The following is a 21,868-nucleotide window of genomic DNA, read 5'->3' on the forward strand; positions in this document are numbered from 1 at the left end:
AATGAAAAGTAAAAAGGCTGAGACAAATCGTCTCAGCCTTTTACTCATCTTCTGCATGCTCTGTCATGACTTGTAAAGCACTTTTTAAATTCTTTTTGCTATTTGTGCGATTTTTTCGAGTTCTTCTTTCCGTTGACGATCACTCATATATTCCACTCGTGTAACTTGTGTCACTTTAACCGGTTTAATACCACAGGGTTTCAAGATTTGGGATTTTAGAACCTTTGCGTAGTCTTGAGAAAAAGGAAGAAAAATTTTTGGCGTATTATGCGTCGTAATGATCCACGCTTTTCCATCTAGTTGCCCCACCGGACCTCGAGGTCCATTCTGATAAGCAAAACCTGCAACAAAAACACGATCAATAAAACCTTTTAAAATAGCTGGCATTCCACTCCACCAAGTAGGGAAAATAAAAATCAACTGATCCGCCCAACTCAATAAATCTCTATACGGTTTCATGTCTTCATTATGCTGTAAATCTCTCCTTTTATGCCTTTCATCAAAACGTAAAACCGGATCAAAGTTTTCTTTATATAAGTCTACTATTTTAACCCTATGCTCTGGTGCTAAATGCTTTTGCACAGTTTGAAGGATTGATGCATTATAACTTGTTTCATTCGGATGTGAATAGATTATTAAAACATTCATCAGCTATCTCCTTTTATATAAATATCAAGCATCGTTCTGACGGTCTTTTGAACATCATTTTCTTTAAAGCTTTCTCCAACGGGACTCCTTACCAATAGAGCCAAACCAGCAATAAAACTCCAAAAATGGATCAAAATTTCTGCGTCACTACTAGAAAGATTTTCCTCATCTTTAAGTCTTAACGCTACCGACTTAAAATGTTCAAATCCTGGTAAAGAGGAGTTGACTGAAATAGTTTCCTGGGATAACTCCATATAGTTATATGGAAATTTGATAAATAATGCTTCAAATAGATAGGTTTCCTCTTGGGCAAACCTTACAAAGTTACAGCCCATCAGAGTTAGTTGAGTTCTTGCATCTATGGAAGTATCAATCCCTTGTATCATATTTTTCAAAAAGAACATTGATAAGTGTTCCATAACCACTTGAATATATCTATCTTTACTTCCAAAATGCTTATAGGGAGCTCCATGAGTCACCCCACATTTTTGAGCTATTGTACGCATAGACATCCGGTCAATCCCGTTAGTTCTGATTTCTTCAATGCCAACCGAAATTAACTTTTCTTTCAGTTCTTCCGTATTCCGTTTCATTTGACCACCTTCCCTTATCAAAGTATACGTCGTCTACTTTTTATAAAGTATACACTGTCTACTTATATTTGTCAAATAAAAAAATACTCAAAACTTAGCTTCATAGTCTCTGACCTTCTGTTATGTACTCACCTAAGGAAAGTTTCTAAGAAGACGTTGTCTTCAATCAAAAGGCTGAGACAAATCGTCTCAGCCTTTTACTCATCTTCTGCCTGCTCTGTCATGACTTGTAAGCGATAGGTTTTAGGCGATTTCCCACAGAGTTTACGGAAAACCTTGTAGAAATAGCCTACATTACTGTAACCAACTTTATAGCAGATATCTTCAATACTGTCATTGGTCGATAAGAGGAGCTGCTGGGCAGCCTTAATCCGCTGTTTGTTGAGGAGTTCTGCGAACGTTGCATTGGTTTCTCGTTTAATCAATTGGCCTAAATAGACTGGATTGATAAAGAGAGCCTGACTGATGTCCTTGAGCGACAGCTCTTTTTGGTAATCACGGCTAATCACTTGGAGGACGCTCGCTACATTTTCGTTCATCCGATAGTGGGATAAGAAACGGGACAACTCTTCCTGGATAAAGCTAATCATCTCGCTAAAGGTAGCAGCTTCTTGGACTTTCTTGACCACATCGGCCAAATCATCTCCTTGCAGGTATTCAAATAAATGAAAGACATCCATCAAAAATTGGATAAAGAGTTGCTTGGTCAGCGAAACCTTAGGTGTCTTCTCAAGGATCATTTTTTCCAACCAATCCAGTTCTTCTAAGATCTGTTGGATATTTCCTTGCATGATCACCCGGTAGGCCGGTTCGTAGTAATGGAAGATCTCTTCATCTTGATTGAGAGGGGTCGCTCCATAAAAGAGACTCCGCTCCACTAGGTCCTTAAATTGATGGAAGTGCTCCTTATAAGGTGGCTCAAAGGCCTTCTCAATCATAGCTTCTTCTTCTTGCTCTGAGATAAAGAGTTGAAGATTTTGCCCGAGAACTTGGTAAGACGAGCTGATAAAGCCTTTTTTCTCCTTAGCAACCCCAATCCACAGTGAGTTTCGTCCTGCGATATACCGACAAAACTCTTCCTCAGAGATATCATCGTGAATCAAGCGGTTGGCCAACTCTTGGCTTGGTTGCTGGATTTGGTGCTGGATTTTTTCTAGGATATTGCCCATCTCCACCTTATTGACCGGTTTGAGCAGGTAGTCTGCCACGCGCAAATTGAGGGCTGTCTTGACATATTCAAAATCCTGATAGCCTGACATAATGATAAAAGCAGCATCTGGTATCAAATCCTTCATCTCTGCAATCATCTGAAGTCCGGTCTTTCCAGGCATATTGACATCCGTGATCACCACATCCACCGGATGCTCTCGTACATAATCAAGGGCCTGGTCTGCATCTTCTGCAGTTGCGACCACTTCCATATTCCAGTGGTCAAAGGGGATTAATTTTTTTAACCCTTCTGTAATCATATACTCATCGTCTACTAATAAGACTTTGTACATTCTGTCTCCTTTATTCATCTTGAATGGTTATCGTATAGGTCACTCCATGGTTAGGTTGGGAGAAGACTTGGATATGGTAGCGATCTCCAAAATAGAGTAGCATGCGTTCATGAACATTGACAATTCCGATGGACTGCCGCCCACTCTTTTCTTCGATTTCTGAGCGTGGATTGCGATTGGCTAGCATCTCTTGAATTTTTTCTAGCTGTTCTTCTTCCATCCCGCGCCCATTATCACTGATCAGGATCATGACTTGCCCTTCTCCTTGCAAGACTTTGACACTAATCACATTGTCCTTGCGTTTGTGATCCACTCCATGCGCAAAATAGTTCTCGACCAAAGGCTGGATGGTGAATTTTGGAATCTTCATCTTTTCCAAGCCTGGATCGATCTTAAAGCCATAGGCAATCGATTTTGGATAACGCACCATACAGAGGTAGCTGTATTTGCGACAAAATTCGAGCTCATTTTCAACTGTCGTCACTCGCTCATCTGAGATATTGTTGCGCAAGAGACTACTAAACTCATAGATAATATCACCCAATTCATCCTGCTCTTGCATGACGGCGTACATCCGGATAAATTCCAGTGTATTGTACATGAAGTGGGGATTAATCTGGGCTTGTAGGGCCCGCATATTGGCATCTTTTTGGCTGAGCTGTAGCTGATAGATATCCCGAATATTCTTATCCATATTGTCTAACATGGTATTGATCATATTACCAATAACCAGCAGTTCTTGGTCCTTGGTCGAGGTATCAATCCGTCGTTCACTATCGCCTTGACTGATCTGATTCATGGTATCAACCAAATCGAGGACTTGACGCCGGTAATTTTTGAAAATCTGCCGTAATAACAAGTAAAGGATCAAGAAAATCAGGAAAGCAATGGAGAGAAAAGTGGTCAGGTTAGCTAGACCCTTTTTGACCAGATAACTTTCAGAAACAGCCACATCCACCTTGTAGCCATAGATCGTGCTACGGGTTTGCCATTTAACATCTTTTGATTGCCCCTTATCCCCTTCATGGTACATCTCTTTCCCAAAGGGAGTGAAGATCCGCACAGCGATCGGAAGATCGCCTCTGGCATTATCAATCGCTGCTGTCAATATTTCTTGGTCCAGCGTCATATAAGCGATCCCAACTCCAGCACCCGTAGTCGGATCTGTCAAAGTAACTGGAATAGCTGTCGCAGGAGCCTTGTAATGGTCCGCCGATACTTGCTTGCCTCCCTGTGATTGCCGGGTAGAGACAAATACCGTCTTGTAATCAGACAAGGTGACATCGATGCCCTCGATGTTTTTATTGCTCAAATAGAGGCTGTCAATATTCTTATGTAGGGACAATTGGATATACGAAGGGAATTGGGCATTCAATCTCCAAGTCTCATACTCCGATGGTGACAAGGTAAAATAGCGATAAACTCCTTCTAATTTTGCAGGGTTCTCAACGAGGCTACGCCCTTCTTGTGTGACCCGTTGATAAGAGGTCTCGAGATCCGTCGCCACTTCGGTTAAGACCCGTTGGGCGATCCGGTCGGCTTCAGCTTGCTGGTTTTTCCAAGAGATCCCCGCAATAACCAGGCCCATAATGGTCAAAATGACCACCATGACATAGGCGTAGAATTTTAAAAGCGTACTTAACCAGATTTTTTTCATCGTTAGGATACCAATTTTTCGTGGATGTTTTGATAAACAGGGTCAAAGATATCATTGACAAAGAAATGCCATACACCGATCAAGACGAAAAAGAGAAGGGCTGGCATATAGTAGCTAATGACGCCAAGTAGCGCAGTTCCAAGGATGAACTTCAGAACCGGACGAATGTCCAGCAACATTCCGATCAAACTGAGCTTGATACTATTGGCATAAGAGAGATCGAAATGAACTTGCAATTTCAAATAAACGGCGTAAGCTAGAGGCGCAACCAAGAGGAAAACCAGATTAAACAAAAGAACCAAAATTTGGAAGAAATTCAAGTGAGGAATCTGGATCATGAGGTACATGCCATAGAGAAGAACCCCTTCAATGGCAAAGAAGGTATAAAAGACTTGATTAGCCGGGCGTAGATTTTCTTTGAAGAGTTCCCAAGCGCGTGACCAATGATAGTCCTTGTAGGTCATGCCATTTTCCGCATAGAGGCTCATGATAGTGGCACTAGCGGGTCCTACTCCTAGCAGAACACCCCCACAGATCGTCAAGACCCAAAAAATCCCTGTTACCAGCATGGCAACATAGACTCTCGTAAAAATGAACTCGATGATTTTTCCCATCATTCAGCCTCTTTTCCAATTAGTGATTCTATTATACCATAAAAATAAAACGCTTTCCCCCTATTTGCATTGGTAAATTGAAATATTGATTTTCATTTACAAGATTCATTTTCATAAAGACACAAAAAGGCTCTGGAGATCCCTCCAAAGCCTTTTTCGAACTACCTGTTCTTATTTTTTAGAAGCAAGGAATTCGTCGTATTGTTTTTGCATTTCGTCAAGCACTTTTTGGTAAGCACCTTCTGATTTCAATTTTTCAAGCATCTTAGGAACTTCTACTTCAGGATCCACAGTACCAGTATTGATAGCACCTGCGAATTGGTTCAAAGTATTTGTAAGAGCAGTGATTTCTGATTTCACTTTATCTGTGTTAAAGATGAAGCCAAGTGCTGGAGATTCTTTTGCAGTTTCCAAGTCTTTCTTAGATTGTGCAATTTGTTCATCTGTTACGTTTTCGTTGATGTAAAGAATCCAGTTGTTACCAGTGTTCCATCCAGACATGTGAGTGTTTCCGTTGTAGCCATCCAAGACTTTGACACGGTTTTCTTTGCCGGGAACTTTTTCCCAGTTCTTGCCTTCTGGTCCATAAACAAGGCCGTTCAAGAGTTCTGGATCAGTGTTCAAGAGATTCAACACTTCCATTGCTTTTTCTTTGTTCTTAGAGTTGTTTGAGATAACAAAGTTAGCTACTTGAGTAGTATTGTTCTTCTTGTACAGTTCAGTAAATGGTTTGATTTCGATCTTACGGTTTGCTACACGAGAAAGCAAGCTGTTACCGTAGTCAGCTGGCCCTACTGTTTCTTCACGAACCAACCATGTATCTTGAGAAAGATCATAACCAGTGTCGCTCGTTGCTACGTCTTTTGGAATGTATCCTGCTTCGTAGTATTTGTGAAGAGTCTTCAAGTTTTCTACATAACGAGGAATTGTGTAACGGTCAACGATCTTAGTAGTGTCACCTTTCAAGTCAACAACGAATGGAAGTCCATCAACAGCCACATAGTCAAAGTCATCTGAAGGTCCACCGTAGCTCTTGTTCATTGCAAATGGAACAACGTTTGGATCTTTTTCTTTGATGGCTTTCAAGACTGGTTCAAGAGAAGCATAGTCTTTCACGTTTGAAACGTCGATACCATATTTTTCAAGAAGTGGTCCGTTAAATGCAAAGTTTTGAGAAGATGCAACGTTAGCTGCTACTGGAACAGCATAGATCTTGCCGTTTACAGTGTTCCCTTTGATGTAAGCTGGGTCAAGTGCTTTGTAAAGGTCTTTCCCTTCTTTCTTGTACAATTCTGTCAAGTCAGCATAAGCACCTTTTTGAGCGTTAATGACATAGTTATTAGCAAAGGCAATATCATAGTTTTCACCAGATGAGATGATAACGTTCATTTTTTGTGCATAGTCACCCCAACCAAGATATTGGATATCCAATTTTGCGCCAACTTTCTTTTCAATGATCTTGTTGGCATTTTTAAGAAGAACATCCAAGTTATCTGGTTTATCACCGATTTGGTACATCTTGATGATTGGTTTACCGTCTTCAGTTGTTGCAGACTTCTTGTTGTTCCCTGTAAGGTTTCCACAAGCAGCAAGAGTAGCTCCAAGAGCGATGACACTAGCAGATGCTAACGCGTATTTTTTCCAATTTTTCATAAGAAAAATCTCCTTTATGTTATTTTCTTTTTAGACTAAGTTATGAGTTGAAAATCCTGCTGATTTTCAATAAACGATGTTATTCTTTCACACCACCGATGGTCAAGCCTTTTACAAAGTAGCGTTGGAAGAATGGATAGAGAATGGCGATTGGCACTGTTGCCACAACCACCATGGCCATACGTCCTGTTTCCCGTGGGATGGATTGTACAGCTCCTGCCAATTGGCCGGATACCCCGACGTTTTTAGCGATGTAATCCATATTGTTTTGGATTTGCATCAAGAGGTATTGCAATGGGTAAAGGTTGTCACTCTTAATATAGAGGAGGGCGTTGAACCAGTCATTCCAGAACCCTAAAGCGGTGAACAAACTGATGGTCGCAATCCCTGGAAGAGACAATGGCAAGCAGATTTGGAAGAAGATCCGTGTTTCACTTGCCCCATCGATCCGAGCGGATTCAAGGATAGCTTCTGGAATGGTCCGTTTAAAGAAGGTCCGCATCAAGATGATGTTAAATGGACTGAGCAACATTGGGATAATCAAAGCCCCGATGGTATCACCTAACTGCAAGAGTTGAGTGGTGACAATGTAGCTTGGAACCAACCCTGCACTAAAGAGCATACTAAGGAGTGAAAATACGGTAAAGAACTTGCGGTATTTAAAGGTACTCCGTGAGATAGCGTAAGCATAAGTTGTGGTGATAAAGACATTACATGCTGTTCCCACAATGGTCACAAACAAGGTAATGAAGAGGGCTTGCAAGATTTTGTCTTTGAACTGTACCAAGAAGAGGTAACCATCAAATCCAAATTTTGCTGGCCAGAATTGGAAGCCATGGACTGCCAAACTTTGTTCGTCTGTCAAAGAGATCATGACAACGAAGATGAAGGGAAGCACACAGGTCAAGCCGACCAAGGTCAACAACAAGGTAAAGAAGAAGTTGCTCTTCTTACTGAAAGAATGGATCCCGACATTATCAATTTTTTCTTTTTGAATGGTTGATTTTTTCATACGATCCTCCTTTCTAGAAGAGAGCGGCATTCTTATCAATGCGACGGGCAATGATATTTGAGATTAACACAAGAACCAGCCCGACTACCGATTGGTAAAGACCGGCTGCTGCTGTCATCCCGATATCCCCTGACTTGGTCAAACCGTTGTAGACATAAACATCAATAACGTTGGTTACACTATAGAGAGCTCCAGCATTATGCGGGATTTGGTAGAAAAGACCGAAGTCTGCGCGGAAGATATTTCCGACTGCAAGAATGGTCAAAACCGTAATCAAGGAAGACAACTGAGGAATGGTGATGTTGCGAATGCGTTGCCACTTAGACGCACCATCCACGGTCGCTGCTTCATAGTAAGTTGGGTCAATTCCCATGATGGTTGCATAATACATGACACTGCTATAACCAAAGCCTTTCCAGATTCCTAAGAAGAGGAGAAGCGCTGGCCAGATCCACAATTCCGAATAGAAATTGATGGCTTTCATACCAAATGAAGTTAAGATGTGGTTGACCAATCCTTTGTCCACGTTAAGGAAGGCATCGGTGAAGAAGCTGATGATAACCCATGATAGGAAGTATGGGAAGAGCATGGAGGTTTGAAGCACCTTGACCACTCTTTTTGATCTCAACTCACTAAAGATGATGGCGATCCCAACGGAAACAATCAATCCTAAGAAGATGAATCCTAAGTTGTACAATACCGTGTTTCTTGTAATAATGTAGGCATCTTTGGAACTAAAGAGGAACTTGAAGTTGTCAAAGCCAACCCACTTACTCTTCATGACACTGTCAATGAAGCCCTCTCCTGTGATATGATAGTCCTTAAATGCTACGATATTCCCAAAAACCGGAATATAGAAGAATAAGATTAACCACGCTGCACCAGGTAAGACCATTAAAAGAAAAATGAAATTTTCTCTCAGAGTCCTTACAAACTTTTTCATTTAACTCCCCCCTTTGAGCCTTGAGCGTGTTTATTTGCTTTGGTAGCGTTTACATCACCTATTATAAGATAGCCCATTTACATTTTCAAACTCCTAATTATAGAAAAAATTCTACAAATTTATGACATAACTTTAAAAAAAGAGTAGAAAAGGGTGATCGTAAAGACAACTCTTCTTCTACTCCTATCGACCGCGGATGAGATTTCTGTCATCCGACTTGGCATTTTTTACGTTGTATAAATGGTTGAGACAGTCGCAATAGTATGCCACTGATTAGCCGTTGTGGCTGCGAAGTCCTGATCTCCGTAGAAATCGTTGAATGGCAAGATCTCTACTTCTAGTTCATCGATACGAGAGATTTCGCCTGCTAGGTAGTTTTCAATCCGACTTTCTGCTCGCTTGATGCGCTGCAAGAGTCCACCCATACGAATGTCCACGGTATCCAAGCCAAAGACCTTGTTTTCTTTCAGCCATTGGTGGCTAAAGAGAGCATGGAAGTGTTCAATCTGGCTTCTAAGGTTTGGCAATTCTTCCCGAGCGATTTGTTGCAAGCTCTCTTTATCACCTGCTTGATAGGCCTCACGGATGCGTCGTCCTACATCGACCTTGCTACTTAAAATAGCATTCAACTGAGCCTGGGTTTCAAAGAGATAGGCGTAGACACCCGCTTTTTCTTTAATGTCAGAAAGAATCTCAGCTGCCTTGGCAAAGTGGAGCTTGTCCTGTTCAGGTGTCATGTGCTTGTCAAGGATTGGGCAGAGAACATCCTGGTAAAAAACATAGCGGTTCGGATTAATCCCACTGAGATTGTCTGGTAGGTCTGGCAAAAGGTTGGCAAGATCCAGTTGCATAAAGTCCTCAACGGATAGCCCTGTATTGGTCTTGAAGTGAGCAGATAGACGCTCTAAATCATTGCGATAGCTGAGCTCCGCCCAGATTTGTAAGCTTGGGAGGATTGAGAACTGGGCTGTTTCACCACCATTGTCCCCCCAGCCCGTCACAATGACTTCTTTGATCTGGTTGGCACGGCAAGCTTTATTGGCTTCTACTGCAATGAGACGGCTGAAATGGTTGTGGGGCGTAAAACCAATCCACTTCCAAGCACCACCAGCAAAGGCGATATCCTGGCTAATCTTGTGGTGATTCCGGAAGTTACGGTTGTATTTTTCTTCGCTATCCTGATAGTAATCCCAGTAAACCAAGGTGACACGGTCTTTGAGTCGGTCTAGATAAACACGTGTTTCCTCTGGAATTTCCACCTCACGGTCATACTGGCCATCTGCTGACATGAGCTTGAAGAACATATCACTCCACATCTGGCAGTGGAAACCGTACTTGTCTGCAATATCCAGTACGCGCTCCAAGTGTTGGCACATGAGGAGACTCCGATCCACCACACCGTTCAAGATGAGGTAACGTCCCAAACCAACCAGGTGAGCTTCGTCCATCCCGATATTGACCTTGCGAGTTTGTAGTTTAGACAACGTTGCAAACATACCGTCAATCAGGTCGTAGACTTTTTCTTCGCCAATGAGGAGGATATCTTCTACATCGCGGAGTTGCTGCACTTCCTTGACACCCCATTTGACAAAGGCTGATAAATGGGCCAAGGTCTGGATACAAGGGACAAAGGTCATGTCAAACTGCTGGGCATAGGATTCGATCTCCTGCAACTCTTCAGCAGCATAAGCTCCACGGAAATAACCAAAATAAGGTTGTCCTTCAATCTGATAAGTGTCTTCCATGTAGAGCTCAAAAGTTGAATAACCCATAAGAGCTAAGACCTCAATCATCTGCTTGGCAGATGCGACATTGAGCACGGCATTGCGCGAACAGTCCGCCATATAGGCTAAATCTTCATAGGCCGCCTGCTCTTCAATCTCTACCTTGTCCCCTTCTGCTAAAGCTGTTGCCAGCACAGATAAGGCACGGTAGAGCTGATGAGGTTTACGGTAGGTCAGTTGATACTGCCCCTTCTCACCCTTGATAGAGATAGAAGCTTGGTCAGACTGAGCGACTGCCACTTCTACATCTGGTAGAGAAATGTGATTTTTTAATACTTCGATAGATTGGGCTTGTTTGGGACTAAGTCCTGTAAAAGTTACCATTGGTTTTCCTCCTGTAACCAGTTCACAAGGGCACCGTAGAGATTGGCATCTGCCTGATAGGTGCAAGCTTGAATCACTGGAGCAATTGTATATTCTTCATAAGTTTCGACAAAAGCATCTACTGCTTTTTGCACCCCTTTGATAAAATCAGGGTTCTGACTGATAGAGCCACCCAGACTAATCACATCTGGATCAATCAAGTACTGGATATTGAGCAATCCTTGAGCAAGATTACGATTCATGCGCTCAATAGCTTCTTGGCAAAGGGCATTGCCTGCTGCCGCCTCTTGGTACACCTTGCGGCCATTCCAGTCAGACTGACCAGATTTTTCAATCACATAGCGAACCATGTTTCCTGTAGAAGCGAGTTGCGACCAGTTGTTGAGTTTTTCTGCAGGCTCGATGGTTGTCATATAGCCAAACTCACCGCCCAAACCATGACGTCCACGGTGAAGCTTACCATTGATAATCATGGCTCCACCGATTCCTGTACCAATCACGACACAGGCTGCATTTTCAATCTCAGGATGAGCTAGGAGTTCACTCAGTCCAACACAGTTGGCATCATTTTCTAGATGGACAGGTAGCTTATGATGAGAAAGTGCCTCATACCATGAAAAACCATGGATATAAGGAATGGCACTGATCCCCTCAATCACCCCTGTTTCTTGGTTAACAGCCCCTGGCACGCTCATAGCAATTCCACGGTAGTCCTGTTCTGATAACCGTTGATCCAACCAAGCTAGCAACTCTTCCAGAGTCTCTGGCGTTGGGGTGCTGGCCTTATCTAAAATCTTTCCATCCGGAGTGAGACTAGCAAACTTAATCCCAGTCCCTCCGATATCGATCGTTGCAATGGTCATTGCTTTTACCTGTAAAAAGGAGCGAGAAAAGCAGTCGGTTCTTACTCTTTTCGCTCCTCCTTTCTTTTTATGTTATCTTTTTGAAATTAGATTTCTTCTTTTTTGATCAATTCTGTACGAATTTCTTGTGGCGCCAATAAACCTGTATGGACCGGATACGGTTGTTCCAGAAGATCGACAACCGTTTGTTGTCCTTCTGACACGCGCACATTTTCTTGGCTCATGTTGTAATAGCGAAGGATGTAACCTTCTTCATTTTCTGCTACCTTAAAGGCTGTTGGACAAACCTGAGGATGTGTCAAGGCTGTATGCTTGAGTAAGCTACCAGATGCTGCTACACTTCCTTCTTGTTTTTCAACTTGAAGGCTGGTTATCGGTGTCTGCAAAGCTTTCGCTCGGCGATAAGCGGAGAAGCGCCCCTGAGCTTGATGGCATTCTACTGCATATTCAACCTCAAAGTCCCGCAAACATTGTGCTTCTGGTGTTGGGAAATAGCCCCAGTCACCAAGTTCACCGGAAGCACGGAGAAGGGTTACAGCTATCGTATCGTCTCCAAGGATTTCGTATTCATGTAATCCTTTATTGGCCACTGTTACCCCTTTGACGTCATCATACAAGCTGACAAAGGCTTGTTGGTGTTGGGGATTTTCAGGATTTTCCCAAGAAGCAGCCGGTTTATTTGGCCGTGTCACAACTTCATAAATACTTTCAGAATCGTTGCTTGGACGCGTATTGTGAGTCTTGACCAGGAGACGGATGCGGTGATCCTTGGCAGTATTGGTAAAGCGCGTCTTGAAGCGAATTTGTGGATCATCTACAAAGATGGTCATCTCTGTTTCAAGAGAGATGGTTGTCAGCTCTTCTGAGCGGCTTGCCTTGCGGTTCATAAACTCGATAATGCCTCTTTGCTCCGCATCCAATTGTTCATCCGCGCTGACCGGGATCGTCAGGTCATGCTTGAGCAAGATTTTGGCATAGCGAGCATTGTTTTCCAAGACCTCATAAGCTGTTAACTCCGCATAGATCGGCTCTGTCCCTTTTGGTTGGAAGTAGATATATTCATTTCCAATATCCCCACGATCTTCAAAGCGAAGGAAATCCTCATAAGCCTCATTGGTCGTTTTATCATAGAGGGTCAAGCCATCATCGATACTAAGGGTTACAAATGGCGTATCGATCACCCCATTCTGGAACAGACCATCATGATGAGGTGCTTTGCCTTCCAAGAGCTGGAAGGTCGTCCAAGACAAGGCTGCCAAATGAACTGGAACCGTCACGCGCACTTGACGCGCGATATAGGGTTGACGGAATTTATCCTTAGGCAGGGTATAGCCAAAGCTTGCTCCCAAGTCCTCAATCTCTGCTTCTACAAGATGCCCATCTAAATCTTCTACGTGGTAGTCTGGCAAGCTCAAAGCGGCCATTTTCTTGAAGCCTTCTGTCGGATGTAATTCCTTAAATGGACAAACTGCTACATCGACAATCGTGCTGACGGTGTCCACCTTATTGTGCAAGCCAGTATTGATGACCGTAAAGAGGTGCTCACTCTGGGCTTTTTGAGTTGCTAGTTTGCCTTTCCATTCGTTGAGAAGGTTGGTCTTGACAAAGTTTCCAACTTGGTTGACCTTGGCAAAACGAACTTCCATCTCACGGTGAACATCATCTATGCTACATCCACAAATACTATCGTGTGGCGCATTTTGTAAGAGTGTCTTCCAAGCATAGGTCAATTGATCCTTGTGGTTGTGCCCACCAGTAATGATGGTCAAAGGTTCCACCACTTGCTCGAGCAAGTTGCTGTTTTCTTGGAAGGCTTGTTTGAGGTAAATACGTGAAGAAGATGTATTAGCAAGAGTGTACCAACCATCGGTTTCCTGACTGGTCAATTCTCCCGTAACTGTAGATAATTGTTCAGGAAGCGCACTTTCCACTGCTTGCATATATTCATCAAAGGAGCTATGAATAAAGGTCACGTCAGGGAACAGTTCGTTGGCCACGCGAATAGCTTCACTCAAGTTTCGTTGAACCGGTTGGTGGTCGCAACCGTTCATCATCAACCATTGGTTGGTGGAGGCATAGTCACGAACGTCTGCCAATTTTTGTTTCCAGAAAGCCAAAGCTTCGTCTTTATCCACTGGAATTTCGTTCCCGTTACTGTACCAGTTGGCAAAGAGAATACCAAGTACGCGACTACCATCTGCCCCTTGCCAGTACATTTCAGAAAATTGAGAGGTGAATTGCTCATCTTCGAGGACTTGGTTGTCAAATCCGATTGGCTTCACCCCGCGCCCAAAGGCTGCTACGTGAATGCCTGATTTTTGAAGGATTTGAGGTGCTTGCCCCATATTTCCAAAGGTATCTGGGAAGTAGCCAATTTGAGTTGATTTGCCCCATTTGGCACATTCAGCTTGTCCAATCAAAGTATTGCGGACGTTGGCTTCACTGGAGATCAAATAATCATCCTGCAAGATATAGAAAGGACCAATCTTAAGCTTGCCCTCGTCGATATAACGTTGCACCTTGTCACGGTTTTCAGGGCGAATTTCTAAATAGTCATCAAGGACGATGGTTTGGCCATCCAAGTGGAAGCTCTTGAATTCAGGGTCATTTTCAAAGAGATCAAACAGATTATCAAATAGTTCCACCAACTGCATCCGGTGGCTTTCAAACGGTAGATACCACTCACGATCCCAGTGGCTATGAGAGATGATATGTACAACAACATTTTCCATGAGTAAAACCTCATTCTAACTTAAATTTAAAAATATATTTTTGATTCTTTCCCAGAATCTGTTAAGCGACAGCTCATTAGCGAATATCCAAGTAATCCAAGACTAATTCACAGAACATCATGTTGGCCCAAGAGAACCATTCACGCGAGTATTTAGTTGGATCATCTACATGGAAACTTTCGTGCATGACGCCCGTGCCTCCATCGCAGGCAACCAACTGGTCCAGCAAATGTTTTTTCTCAGCTTTATCTGTCGTTGTCAATCCTTGAATGGATAAAGCAATCGGCCAGATATAGCGATAAAACGTATGAGAACTTCCTAGTCCACTTGCGTACTTCCCTTCATAGAAGTAGGGATTTTCAGGGCTCAAAATCGTCCGACGAGTAGCTTGGTAGACCTCATCGTCAATGGCGCAATATCCCAGATAAGGAGCTGCCAACAAGCTTGGCACGTTTGGATCATCCATGATACTAGCATTTCCCAAACCGTCTACTTCAAAAGCATAGATCTTCTCGCCCTTGCTGTTAGTCGTGTAGGCGTAGTTTTCGATCCCTTCTTGAATCTCCGCTTGCAGGCGTTTGGCATCTGCAATGATCCTTTCACTATCGGCTAGATTCAAGTCTGCAAAGATTTCTTGCACATAACCCAAGACAACCACTGCGAACATATTGGACGGAATCAAGTAGCTATACTGACAGCAGTCATCACTTGGACGAAAGGCTGACCAGGTCATCCCTGTCACGGAGAAATCTGGCCCAAAGCCGTCATTTACCAAGGTATCTTCCTTACGATCGGTATCACGGACGAAACGGTATGGTGAGTTTTTGTGGTCTTGCTCCACTGTCCAGAGATGAAGGATTTCCTTGGTCGCTGTGACAAAGGTTTCATCAAATTGGCTAGTCTCACCAGTTTCCTTCCACAGGAGGTAAGCCAATTGCAAGGGATAGCAAAGCGAATCCACTTCATACTTGCGCTCCCAAATCCAGCCATTCAAATCGGTGTGGTCGGTCTTGTGGTGGCCTTTCCAGTTCTCCTCAATATTAAAAGAGTTAGCATAGGGATCCTTGAGGATCAAGGTCATCTGGCGTTTGACCAAACCAGCAATGGTCTGGCGCAATTGGGGATCTCTTTTAGCCACATGAAGATAAGGTCTCAATTGAGCCGTTGAGTCACGCAGCCACATAGCTGGGATGTCCCCTGTTAACACAAAGGTTGAACCATCTTCTAAAATTTCAACTGTGTTGTCCAAAGTGTCTGTATAACAACGTTCAAAGACATCCACCCACTCCGGGTACTCCTTAGCTCGCTCAGCCACTTGATTCAACCATTCTCGCACAATTTCTTTTGAATAGGTCATTTATTTTCCTCACACGTATCGATTCTTTCCTATTCAGTATAAAAGATTTCAAATGGGAAATACATACGCAAACTATAGCCCTTTTTCTACAAAATTTTCCATTTGATAAAAACGCTATCATATTTGACAACACTTTGATACAATGAAGGAAATACCACCGCGTGTTCCAAGAAAAATACAGATCATTTAAGGTTGATGAAGAAAAAGGAGACAAGATGCGCACACATTGCCAGACCATCGATACCCGTTGGGGAAGCGATAATCATCCCTACTATTCCCACGGAAACACCCTCCCTTATACAGGAGTCCCTTTTGGGATGAACTACTTCCTTCCTCAGACGACACACGAACAAGGGGCTTGGTTTTTCAACCCCAATCTCCCTATTTTTCAGGGATTTCGCCTCACCCACCAGCCTAGTCCTTGGATAGGAGACTACACTTGGTGCCTCATCACGCCCATCACGGGGGAAATTGCAAGTTCCGACCTCTTCCGTCGCCAAAGCAGTTATTCGATGAAAGAAGCTATTTTCCAGCCCCACTACCTCCGTATTTTTTCGGAACGTTATCAGATTCAAAGCGAGCTGGTTCCAAGTCGCTACGGGGCTGTCATGCGCTTTCGAGCACCAGAAAAGCTAACACTCTGCTTTCATGCAGCAAAGGAACTAGAGGACTTGACTCTGACAGACCAAACCTGCCACTTCCACATTCTGGATCAGGCCCATACCGCAGATACTTTCTACTCTTTCTTTCTCCAGTGGCAATTTAGCCAGCCGATCGAGAACGTCACTCATATCGATCAAGATCTTTTTCTCACCTTTTCTAGCAATGAAGTGACCGTCCAATTAGGAACTTCTTATCTGTCCCAAGACATGGCTCACAGCCATCTTCCCAACCCTTCCCTAGAGGAAGCTAAAAAAGAAGCAGCCGATCAATGGAATCAACTGCTAAAACGAATTGAAGTAAAAGATACCGGAGGGCGTGACCAAGCCTTTTTCGATCATTGCCTTTACCGACTCCTCCTTTTCCCTCAAACCTTTTATGAAACAGATAGCAAGGGAAATGACTGGCACCTGGATGTTGCCCATCAGGAAATCAAACCAGGAAAAGCTTATACGAATGTCGGATTTTGGGACCTCTTTCGGACCTCTTTTCCGCTCTTTAGCCTTGTCTACCCCGATTACTACCGTCACTTTCTCGAAGGATTTTTAAATACATACAAGGATACTGGTTTTCTACCAAAATGGTTGGCCCCAGATGAACGAGGGATGATGCCAGGTACTCTCATCGATGGCGTCTTTGCGGATGCTGTCACAAAAGGGATCGCACCAGACCTGCATGAAAATATGCTGACAGCTATGCTCCAGACGGCTCAAAAAACTGATCCTCATCAACATTTTGGTCGCCATGGCAATGAAAGCTACAAGGCCCTTGGCTACCTACCCGATGATTTTCACGAAAGTGTGAGCCACAGCCTAGATTATGCCTATAGTGATTTTTGCATTGCTAGCGTTGCCAAGCAATTGGGGCATACAGAAACAGCCACTCGGTATGCTGCTTCCAGCCTCTCCTACCGAACATTGTACGATGCCCAAACAGGCTTCATGAGAGCACGATCCACCAATGGAAACTTTAAAGAACCCTTCTCTCCTACCAGCTGGGGAGGAGATTATGCAGAATGCTCTGCAACGCAGGCTACTTTTGGAGCCTTACACGACCTCTCCGGCCTGATAGAGCTAATGGGCGGTAAAAAAGCCTTCACCCAACGACTGCTGGATCTGGCCAATCAAAGACCTCAATTTGACGTAAGAGGATATGGCTATGAAATCCACGAAATGAGTGAAATGGCCCAAGCCCCATTTGGGCAGATTGCCATCTCCAATCAACCCAGCTTTCACATTCCCTACCTCTTCCGTCACAGCCTTCATCCCGAATACACCAATCTCCTGATCCACCAGATCCGTTCCCAAGCTTTCCATCAAGATTTCCAAGCTTATCCAGGTGATGAGGACAACGGTAGCCTATCGGCTTGGTACATTTGGTCGGCCCTTGGACTCTATCCAACCTGCCCAGGAAAACCAATCTATGATCTGGGCCTTCCTCTCTTTAAAGAAGTCCTTCTCCATCTTCCCAAGCAAGAGCTCAAGATTTGCGCCAACTCACACACTGCAGGCGCCTATTTCATCCAAAAAGCCCTATTAGATGGCAAAGAGAAACAAGAGGTTTCCCATCCAGATTTCCTTGAAGCCCAATTGCTCCAGTTTGAGCTTTCTTGGCTTCCCCCACATGCATAAGAAAAAGAGGCTGGGACAAAAGTCCTAGCCTCTCAATTATTTTTGGATTGTTGAGCAAGACGCAGTGGTTGAGTGGGCTCTACTACGCTGATTTCATCAGCTTTTACAGCCCTACTCAACTGTGCGGAGGTGGGACGACGAAATCGAATTCTAACGAATTACCGATTTCTGTCCCACTCTCTTTTTCCATTATTCATCTCCTACATGATAGTAGATCGAGCCTTGTTCCCCAAAACTAGCGATACCAACACCAGACCACAAGCGGTTTTTAGAGGCATCTGATGTATCCTTAAAGACCACTTGTCCTTGATCATCGACCTGATCACCAATGGTTACTCCCGCAGGAATATACTCCAACAAGAAGCCCCCATCACGACCACCATAGATACCTTCTGAGGCGGTTCCATAATCTGTCAAAGAAGCTCCGTAGCCTTCTAACTCTTGTGATACCAACCCTTTGTCGTTAAAGACCAGCTTATTTCCTTTATCATCTTGCCAGACCCCAGCAATACTGCTGTAATCTCCATTTACAATCGCTTCAAGATCCATTTTCTTCACTTCTTTTTTCTCTTCTTTTTTTTCTTTCTCCTTCACTTCCGAACTAGAAGCAGCCGTCTTTTTGACCTCAGAAGAGGTCGTCGTTTGACTAGAAGAAGCCGGTGATTTTTTACTCACCCTCTGCTGCGAACAAGCTACCAACAGGACCACACTGAGAAGACTCACAAGAATTGCACCAACTTTTTTCATTTAAAATTCCCCATACATTTTTTAATTTAAAGCCCTTTCATTGTAACGTATTTTCAAGCATTTGACAAGTTTCACTCCCCATTTTTAATCAAAAAGAGACCGGGATAATCAGTCCTAGTCTCTCTTTTGATACAGCTCTTAATGAGCCAGCATTTCCTGTGCCACTTCTAAACCAGATAAGTTCGAAGGATAATAAGTTGGCCAATTTTCCAACTCATCATAAAGCGCTTCTTGACTCTTTCCTCCATGGAAAATGTGGAAGTGAGCTGCCTTTACCGGAGTAATTTCATGGTCACTAAATTGAACATATTTGAAGTCTCCCGCATCGCTCTCCTTGGCTTCAAATAGATAACGAACACCACGATTCCCCTTCTTATAAGTCAAAATGTGCTTACCTACGTATTTATAAGTATATTTCTTAGAAGATCCTTTTTGATAAAACTCCATTGAATCCTTATCAATCTTAATCCGATCAATATCTGTTTGGTAACCCTTGGTATAATATTCCTTATACTCAGCAGCAGTCATGGTTGGATTTAATTTTGCCTTATAATCAAAGACCTGATCCAAAGTTCCATCTTGCAAGTATGGATAAACTGATTTCCAATCACCCGCATAATTTTCCAAGCTACGATCCTTCACTTGACTATCCTCGAAATAGCCCTTTTGAACTGTCTTAGCATCTTCCTCATGTTCCGGTTGAATATCCTTACCAGCTTGTGACGTTGTTTTCTCTAGCGCCTTCAGATTCTCCTTCATAACAGACACGTAGTCTTCGCCATCTTTCATTTCTTGATCCGTCAGGCTTTCCAAAGGATTTAAGACAGCCAACTCAACACCAGCTTCAGAAGACAAGGTTTTCGCCAAGGACTTAGAAGCATTTTCCTCAAAGTAAATGACCTTGATCTCATTTTTCTTGATATACTCTGTCAATTCACGCAATCGTGCAGCAGAAGGCTCGCTATCAGGTGAAATCCCTGAAATGGCCACCTGGTTTAAGCCATAATCCAAGGCCAAGTAACGGAAAGCCGCGTGTTGGGTTACAAAATTCTTTTGTTTCGCATCTTTCAAGCCATCCTGATAAGCTTGATCCAAGGCCTGTAATTTCTTTAGATAGGCTTGGGCATTTTTCTCAAACGTCTTTTTCTTATCTGGATAAGCTGCCACCAATTGATCACGAATCGACTCTACCATCTTCATGGCACGATGTGGAGAGAGCCAAAGGTGAGGATCATATTCATGATGGTGTTCTTCGCCCCCTTCGTGTTCATGTTCCTCTTCCAATCCAGGAAGCAAGACCATGCCCTTGGTAGCATCGATCACTTTGGTCTTCTTATCCTTCATTGATTTCAAAAGATTTGGAACCCAGGTTTCCATGTTTTCATTTTCATAGACGAAAACATCCGAATCTTGAATCATAGCCCGCCCCTTTGCAGACAATTCATATTCATGAGGCTCTGATCCCGCTCCAATGAGCAGGTCTACCGTTCCTTCATCTCCGACAATATTTTTTGTAAAATCATAAACAGGATAAAAAGTGGTCATCACTTTTAATTTCCCATTTTGACTCTGACTTTTGCTACAAGCTGCCAAAACAAGGGTCAAAGCCACTAACAATAACCAACCAAATTTTTTAAAGTTCATATCTACTTCCTCAAACGTGATCCAAGATTCACAAGCAAGAACAGTGCCACAAATAAAAGCGTGATGCTGGCACTCGCTGGTGTATCTGCAATATAAGACAAAATCAACCCACTAAACATCCCGATAAAACCAATGATGACCGCAATCAGCATGACCCCACGGAAGTTCTTCCCTAATTTCAGCGCAATACTAGCCGGTAAGACCATAATGGTTGAAACCAATAACGATCCTGCTGCAGGAATCATTAAGGCGATAGCAACCCCCGTTACCACATTAAATAAAATGGACATAGTCCGGACAGGAAGGCCATCTACGAAGGCCGTATCTTCATCAAAGGTCAAAATATACATAGGCCGCAAGAATAAGGCCGTCAGCACTAATACAACGAAAGCAATCACAAACAAGGCGATCACCTGTTCATCTGTAATGGTTAAGGTAGAACCAAACAAATATTGATCCAAGCTCATCGAGCTTTTCCCACCACCACGCATCAGTACCAAAGCTAGGGCAAGACCAGTGGACATTAGAATTGCCGTCCCAATCTCCATAAAGTCCTTAAATAAGGTCCGCAAATACTCAAGAAAGACCGCAGCAATAATGACAATGATCATAGTCGAGAGCGTCGGAGAGATCCCAAGAAAAAGTCCAAAAGCGACACCCGCAAGAGAGACGTGACTCAGCGTATCACTCATCAGACTCTGCCGTCTTAAAATCAAGAAAATCCCTAATACAGGAGAAAAAAGACTCATGGCAACCATAGCCAACAAGGCCCGCTGCATAAAATCATACTGGAATAAATCAAGCATGGTCACCCTCCCCTTCAGTATCATGGACATTAAAACATCTCCAAGGAGAGCTTTGGTCACGAACCAAATGAATATTCCGATCCGCAAACTGGTTAACCTCTTCAGGATCATGTGTAATCATCAAGACAGATTTTTGATGGTGATGCGCACTATGATGCATTAACTCATAAAAATCACTCTTTGTCGTCGCATCCATCCCTGTTGTCGGTTCATCTAAAACAAAGATATCCGGATCTGAAGCAAACATCCGAGCAATGACGGCCCGCTGTTTCTGACCACCAGACAAAGAACCAATCGCCCGATCCTTGAACTCCAGCATCCCAACAGATTCTAAACTCTTTAGAATATGCTTTTCATCGTGCTCATTCAACTTTCGAAACCAGCCTTTACGAGGATACCGACCTGACTTCACAAATTCATAAACCGTACTTGGAAACCCTGCATTAAAACTAGCAATTTGTTGCGGCAAATAAGCAATCCTTAACTTCTTTCCCTTAACATTCGTCTTTGAAATCTCAACAGTCCCAACCTTGGGCTGTAAGATGCCAAGGCTAGCCTTAATCAAGGTTGACTTAGCAGCGCCATTCTCGCCAGTCAGCGTAACAAACTCTCCACTATCTAAATAGTAATTGATCCCTTCCAGAACCGGTTCTCGATCATAATAGAACGATAAATTTGAAACCGTAATATACCTCAAA

Annotated in this window: 17 protein-coding genes; 1 reads left to right on the forward strand and 16 read right to left on the reverse strand. The window is 43.3% G+C overall.

What is annotated here, in order from left to right:
* Positions 1–84: 84 nt before the first annotated feature.
* The 12 genes from WKT08_RS08285 to WKT08_RS08340 all read right to left on the reverse strand — a co-directional run bounded on the left by WKT08_RS08285 (position 85) and on the right by WKT08_RS08340 (position 15,682).
* Positions 85–648, reverse strand: coding sequence for an NAD(P)H-dependent oxidoreductase (locus WKT08_RS08285; protein ID WP_014712763.1), 564 nt, complete (start codon positions 646–648; stop codon positions 85–87).
* Positions 648–1,241, reverse strand: a complete 594-nt coding sequence (locus tag WKT08_RS08290; protein WP_340281343.1) for a TetR/AcrR family transcriptional regulator — start codon at positions 1,239–1,241, stop codon at positions 648–650. Before WKT08_RS08290 ends, WKT08_RS08285 begins: the two co-directional genes overlap by 1 nt.
* A gap of 197 nt (positions 1,242–1,438) precedes the next feature.
* Entirely contained in the window at positions 1,439–2,743 is a 1,305-nt protein-coding gene (locus tag WKT08_RS08295) for a response regulator transcription factor (protein WP_201090018.1), read from the reverse strand.
* A 10-nt stretch (positions 2,744–2,753) separates the two neighbouring features.
* A complete protein-coding gene (locus WKT08_RS08300; RefSeq protein ID WP_340281346.1) occupies positions 2,754–4,400 on the reverse strand; it encodes a sensor histidine kinase in 1,647 nt (548 codons plus the stop codon).
* Between the two features lie 2 nt (positions 4,401–4,402).
* The gene (locus WKT08_RS08305) at positions 4,403–5,014 is read right to left on the reverse strand and encodes a YesL family protein (RefSeq protein ID WP_021154271.1); all 612 of its coding nucleotides are present in this window, start codon (positions 5,012–5,014) and stop codon (positions 4,403–4,405) included.
* A gap of 171 nt (positions 5,015–5,185) precedes the next feature.
* Positions 5,186–6,667: an ABC transporter substrate-binding protein gene (locus WKT08_RS08310; RefSeq protein ID WP_003009706.1), complete on the reverse strand. Its 1,482-nt coding sequence runs from the start codon at positions 6,665–6,667 to the stop codon at positions 5,186–5,188.
* 79 nt (positions 6,668–6,746) lie between these two features.
* Positions 6,747–7,679: a carbohydrate ABC transporter permease gene (locus WKT08_RS08315; RefSeq protein WP_003004100.1), complete on the reverse strand. Its 933-nt coding sequence runs from the start codon at positions 7,677–7,679 to the stop codon at positions 6,747–6,749.
* A gap of 13 nt (positions 7,680–7,692) precedes the next feature.
* Positions 7,693–8,622, reverse strand: a complete 930-nt coding sequence (locus WKT08_RS08320; RefSeq protein WP_003009701.1) for an ABC transporter permease — start codon at positions 8,620–8,622, stop codon at positions 7,693–7,695.
* Between the two features lie 227 nt (positions 8,623–8,849).
* Positions 8,850–10,730, reverse strand: coding sequence for a beta-N-acetylhexosaminidase (locus WKT08_RS08325; protein ID WP_151190953.1), 1,881 nt, complete (start codon positions 10,728–10,730; stop codon positions 8,850–8,852).
* Positions 10,724–11,593, reverse strand: coding sequence for an ROK family protein (locus WKT08_RS08330; RefSeq protein WP_049503820.1), 870 nt, complete (start codon positions 11,591–11,593; stop codon positions 10,724–10,726). The genes WKT08_RS08325 and WKT08_RS08330 overlap by 7 nt, the downstream gene beginning before the upstream one ends.
* Before the next feature lie 86 nt (positions 11,594–11,679).
* Positions 11,680–14,325 (reverse strand): alpha-mannosidase, encoded by a 2,646-nt coding sequence (locus WKT08_RS08335; protein ID WP_340281352.1) that lies wholly within the window; start codon positions 14,323–14,325, stop codon positions 11,680–11,682.
* Positions 14,326–14,401: 76 nt separating this feature from the next.
* Positions 14,402–15,682 (reverse strand): glycoside hydrolase family 125 protein, encoded by a 1,281-nt coding sequence (locus WKT08_RS08340; protein WP_340281354.1) that lies wholly within the window; start codon positions 15,680–15,682, stop codon positions 14,402–14,404.
* A gap of 215 nt (positions 15,683–15,897) precedes the next feature.
* On the opposite strand from WKT08_RS08340, the gene WKT08_RS08345 reads away from it, so the two are divergent.
* Entirely contained in the window at positions 15,898–17,973 is a 2,076-nt protein-coding gene (locus WKT08_RS08345) for a GH92 family glycosyl hydrolase (RefSeq protein WP_340281356.1), read from the forward strand.
* Positions 17,974–18,162: 189 nt separating this feature from the next.
* On the opposite strand, the gene WKT08_RS08350 is transcribed toward WKT08_RS08345, so the two are convergent.
* The 4 genes from WKT08_RS08350 to WKT08_RS08365 all read right to left on the reverse strand — a co-directional run bounded on the left by WKT08_RS08350 (position 18,163) and on the right by WKT08_RS08365 (position 21,867).
* Entirely contained in the window at positions 18,163–18,720 is a 558-nt protein-coding gene (locus WKT08_RS08350) for a DUF6287 domain-containing protein (RefSeq protein ID WP_151191539.1), read from the reverse strand.
* Between the two features lie 138 nt (positions 18,721–18,858).
* Entirely contained in the window at positions 18,859–20,364 is a 1,506-nt protein-coding gene (locus WKT08_RS08355; RefSeq protein WP_340281359.1) for a zinc ABC transporter substrate-binding protein AdcA, read from the reverse strand.
* Positions 20,365–20,366: 2 nt separating this feature from the next.
* On the reverse strand, positions 20,367–21,170 hold the full coding sequence (locus tag WKT08_RS08360; RefSeq protein ID WP_003009676.1) for a metal ABC transporter permease: 804 nt from the start codon (positions 21,168–21,170) through the stop codon (positions 20,367–20,369).
* Positions 21,163–21,867, reverse strand: a complete 705-nt coding sequence (locus tag WKT08_RS08365; RefSeq protein ID WP_003013743.1) for a metal ABC transporter ATP-binding protein — start codon at positions 21,865–21,867, stop codon at positions 21,163–21,165. Before WKT08_RS08365 ends, WKT08_RS08360 begins: the two co-directional genes overlap by 8 nt.
* Between the last annotated feature and the right edge of the window lies 1 nt (position 21,868).

Source organism: Streptococcus sp. HCA-5024, assembly GCF_037890265.1.
GTDB classification, from domain to species: Bacteria; Bacillota; Bacilli; order Lactobacillales; family Streptococcaceae; genus Streptococcus; species Streptococcus lingualis.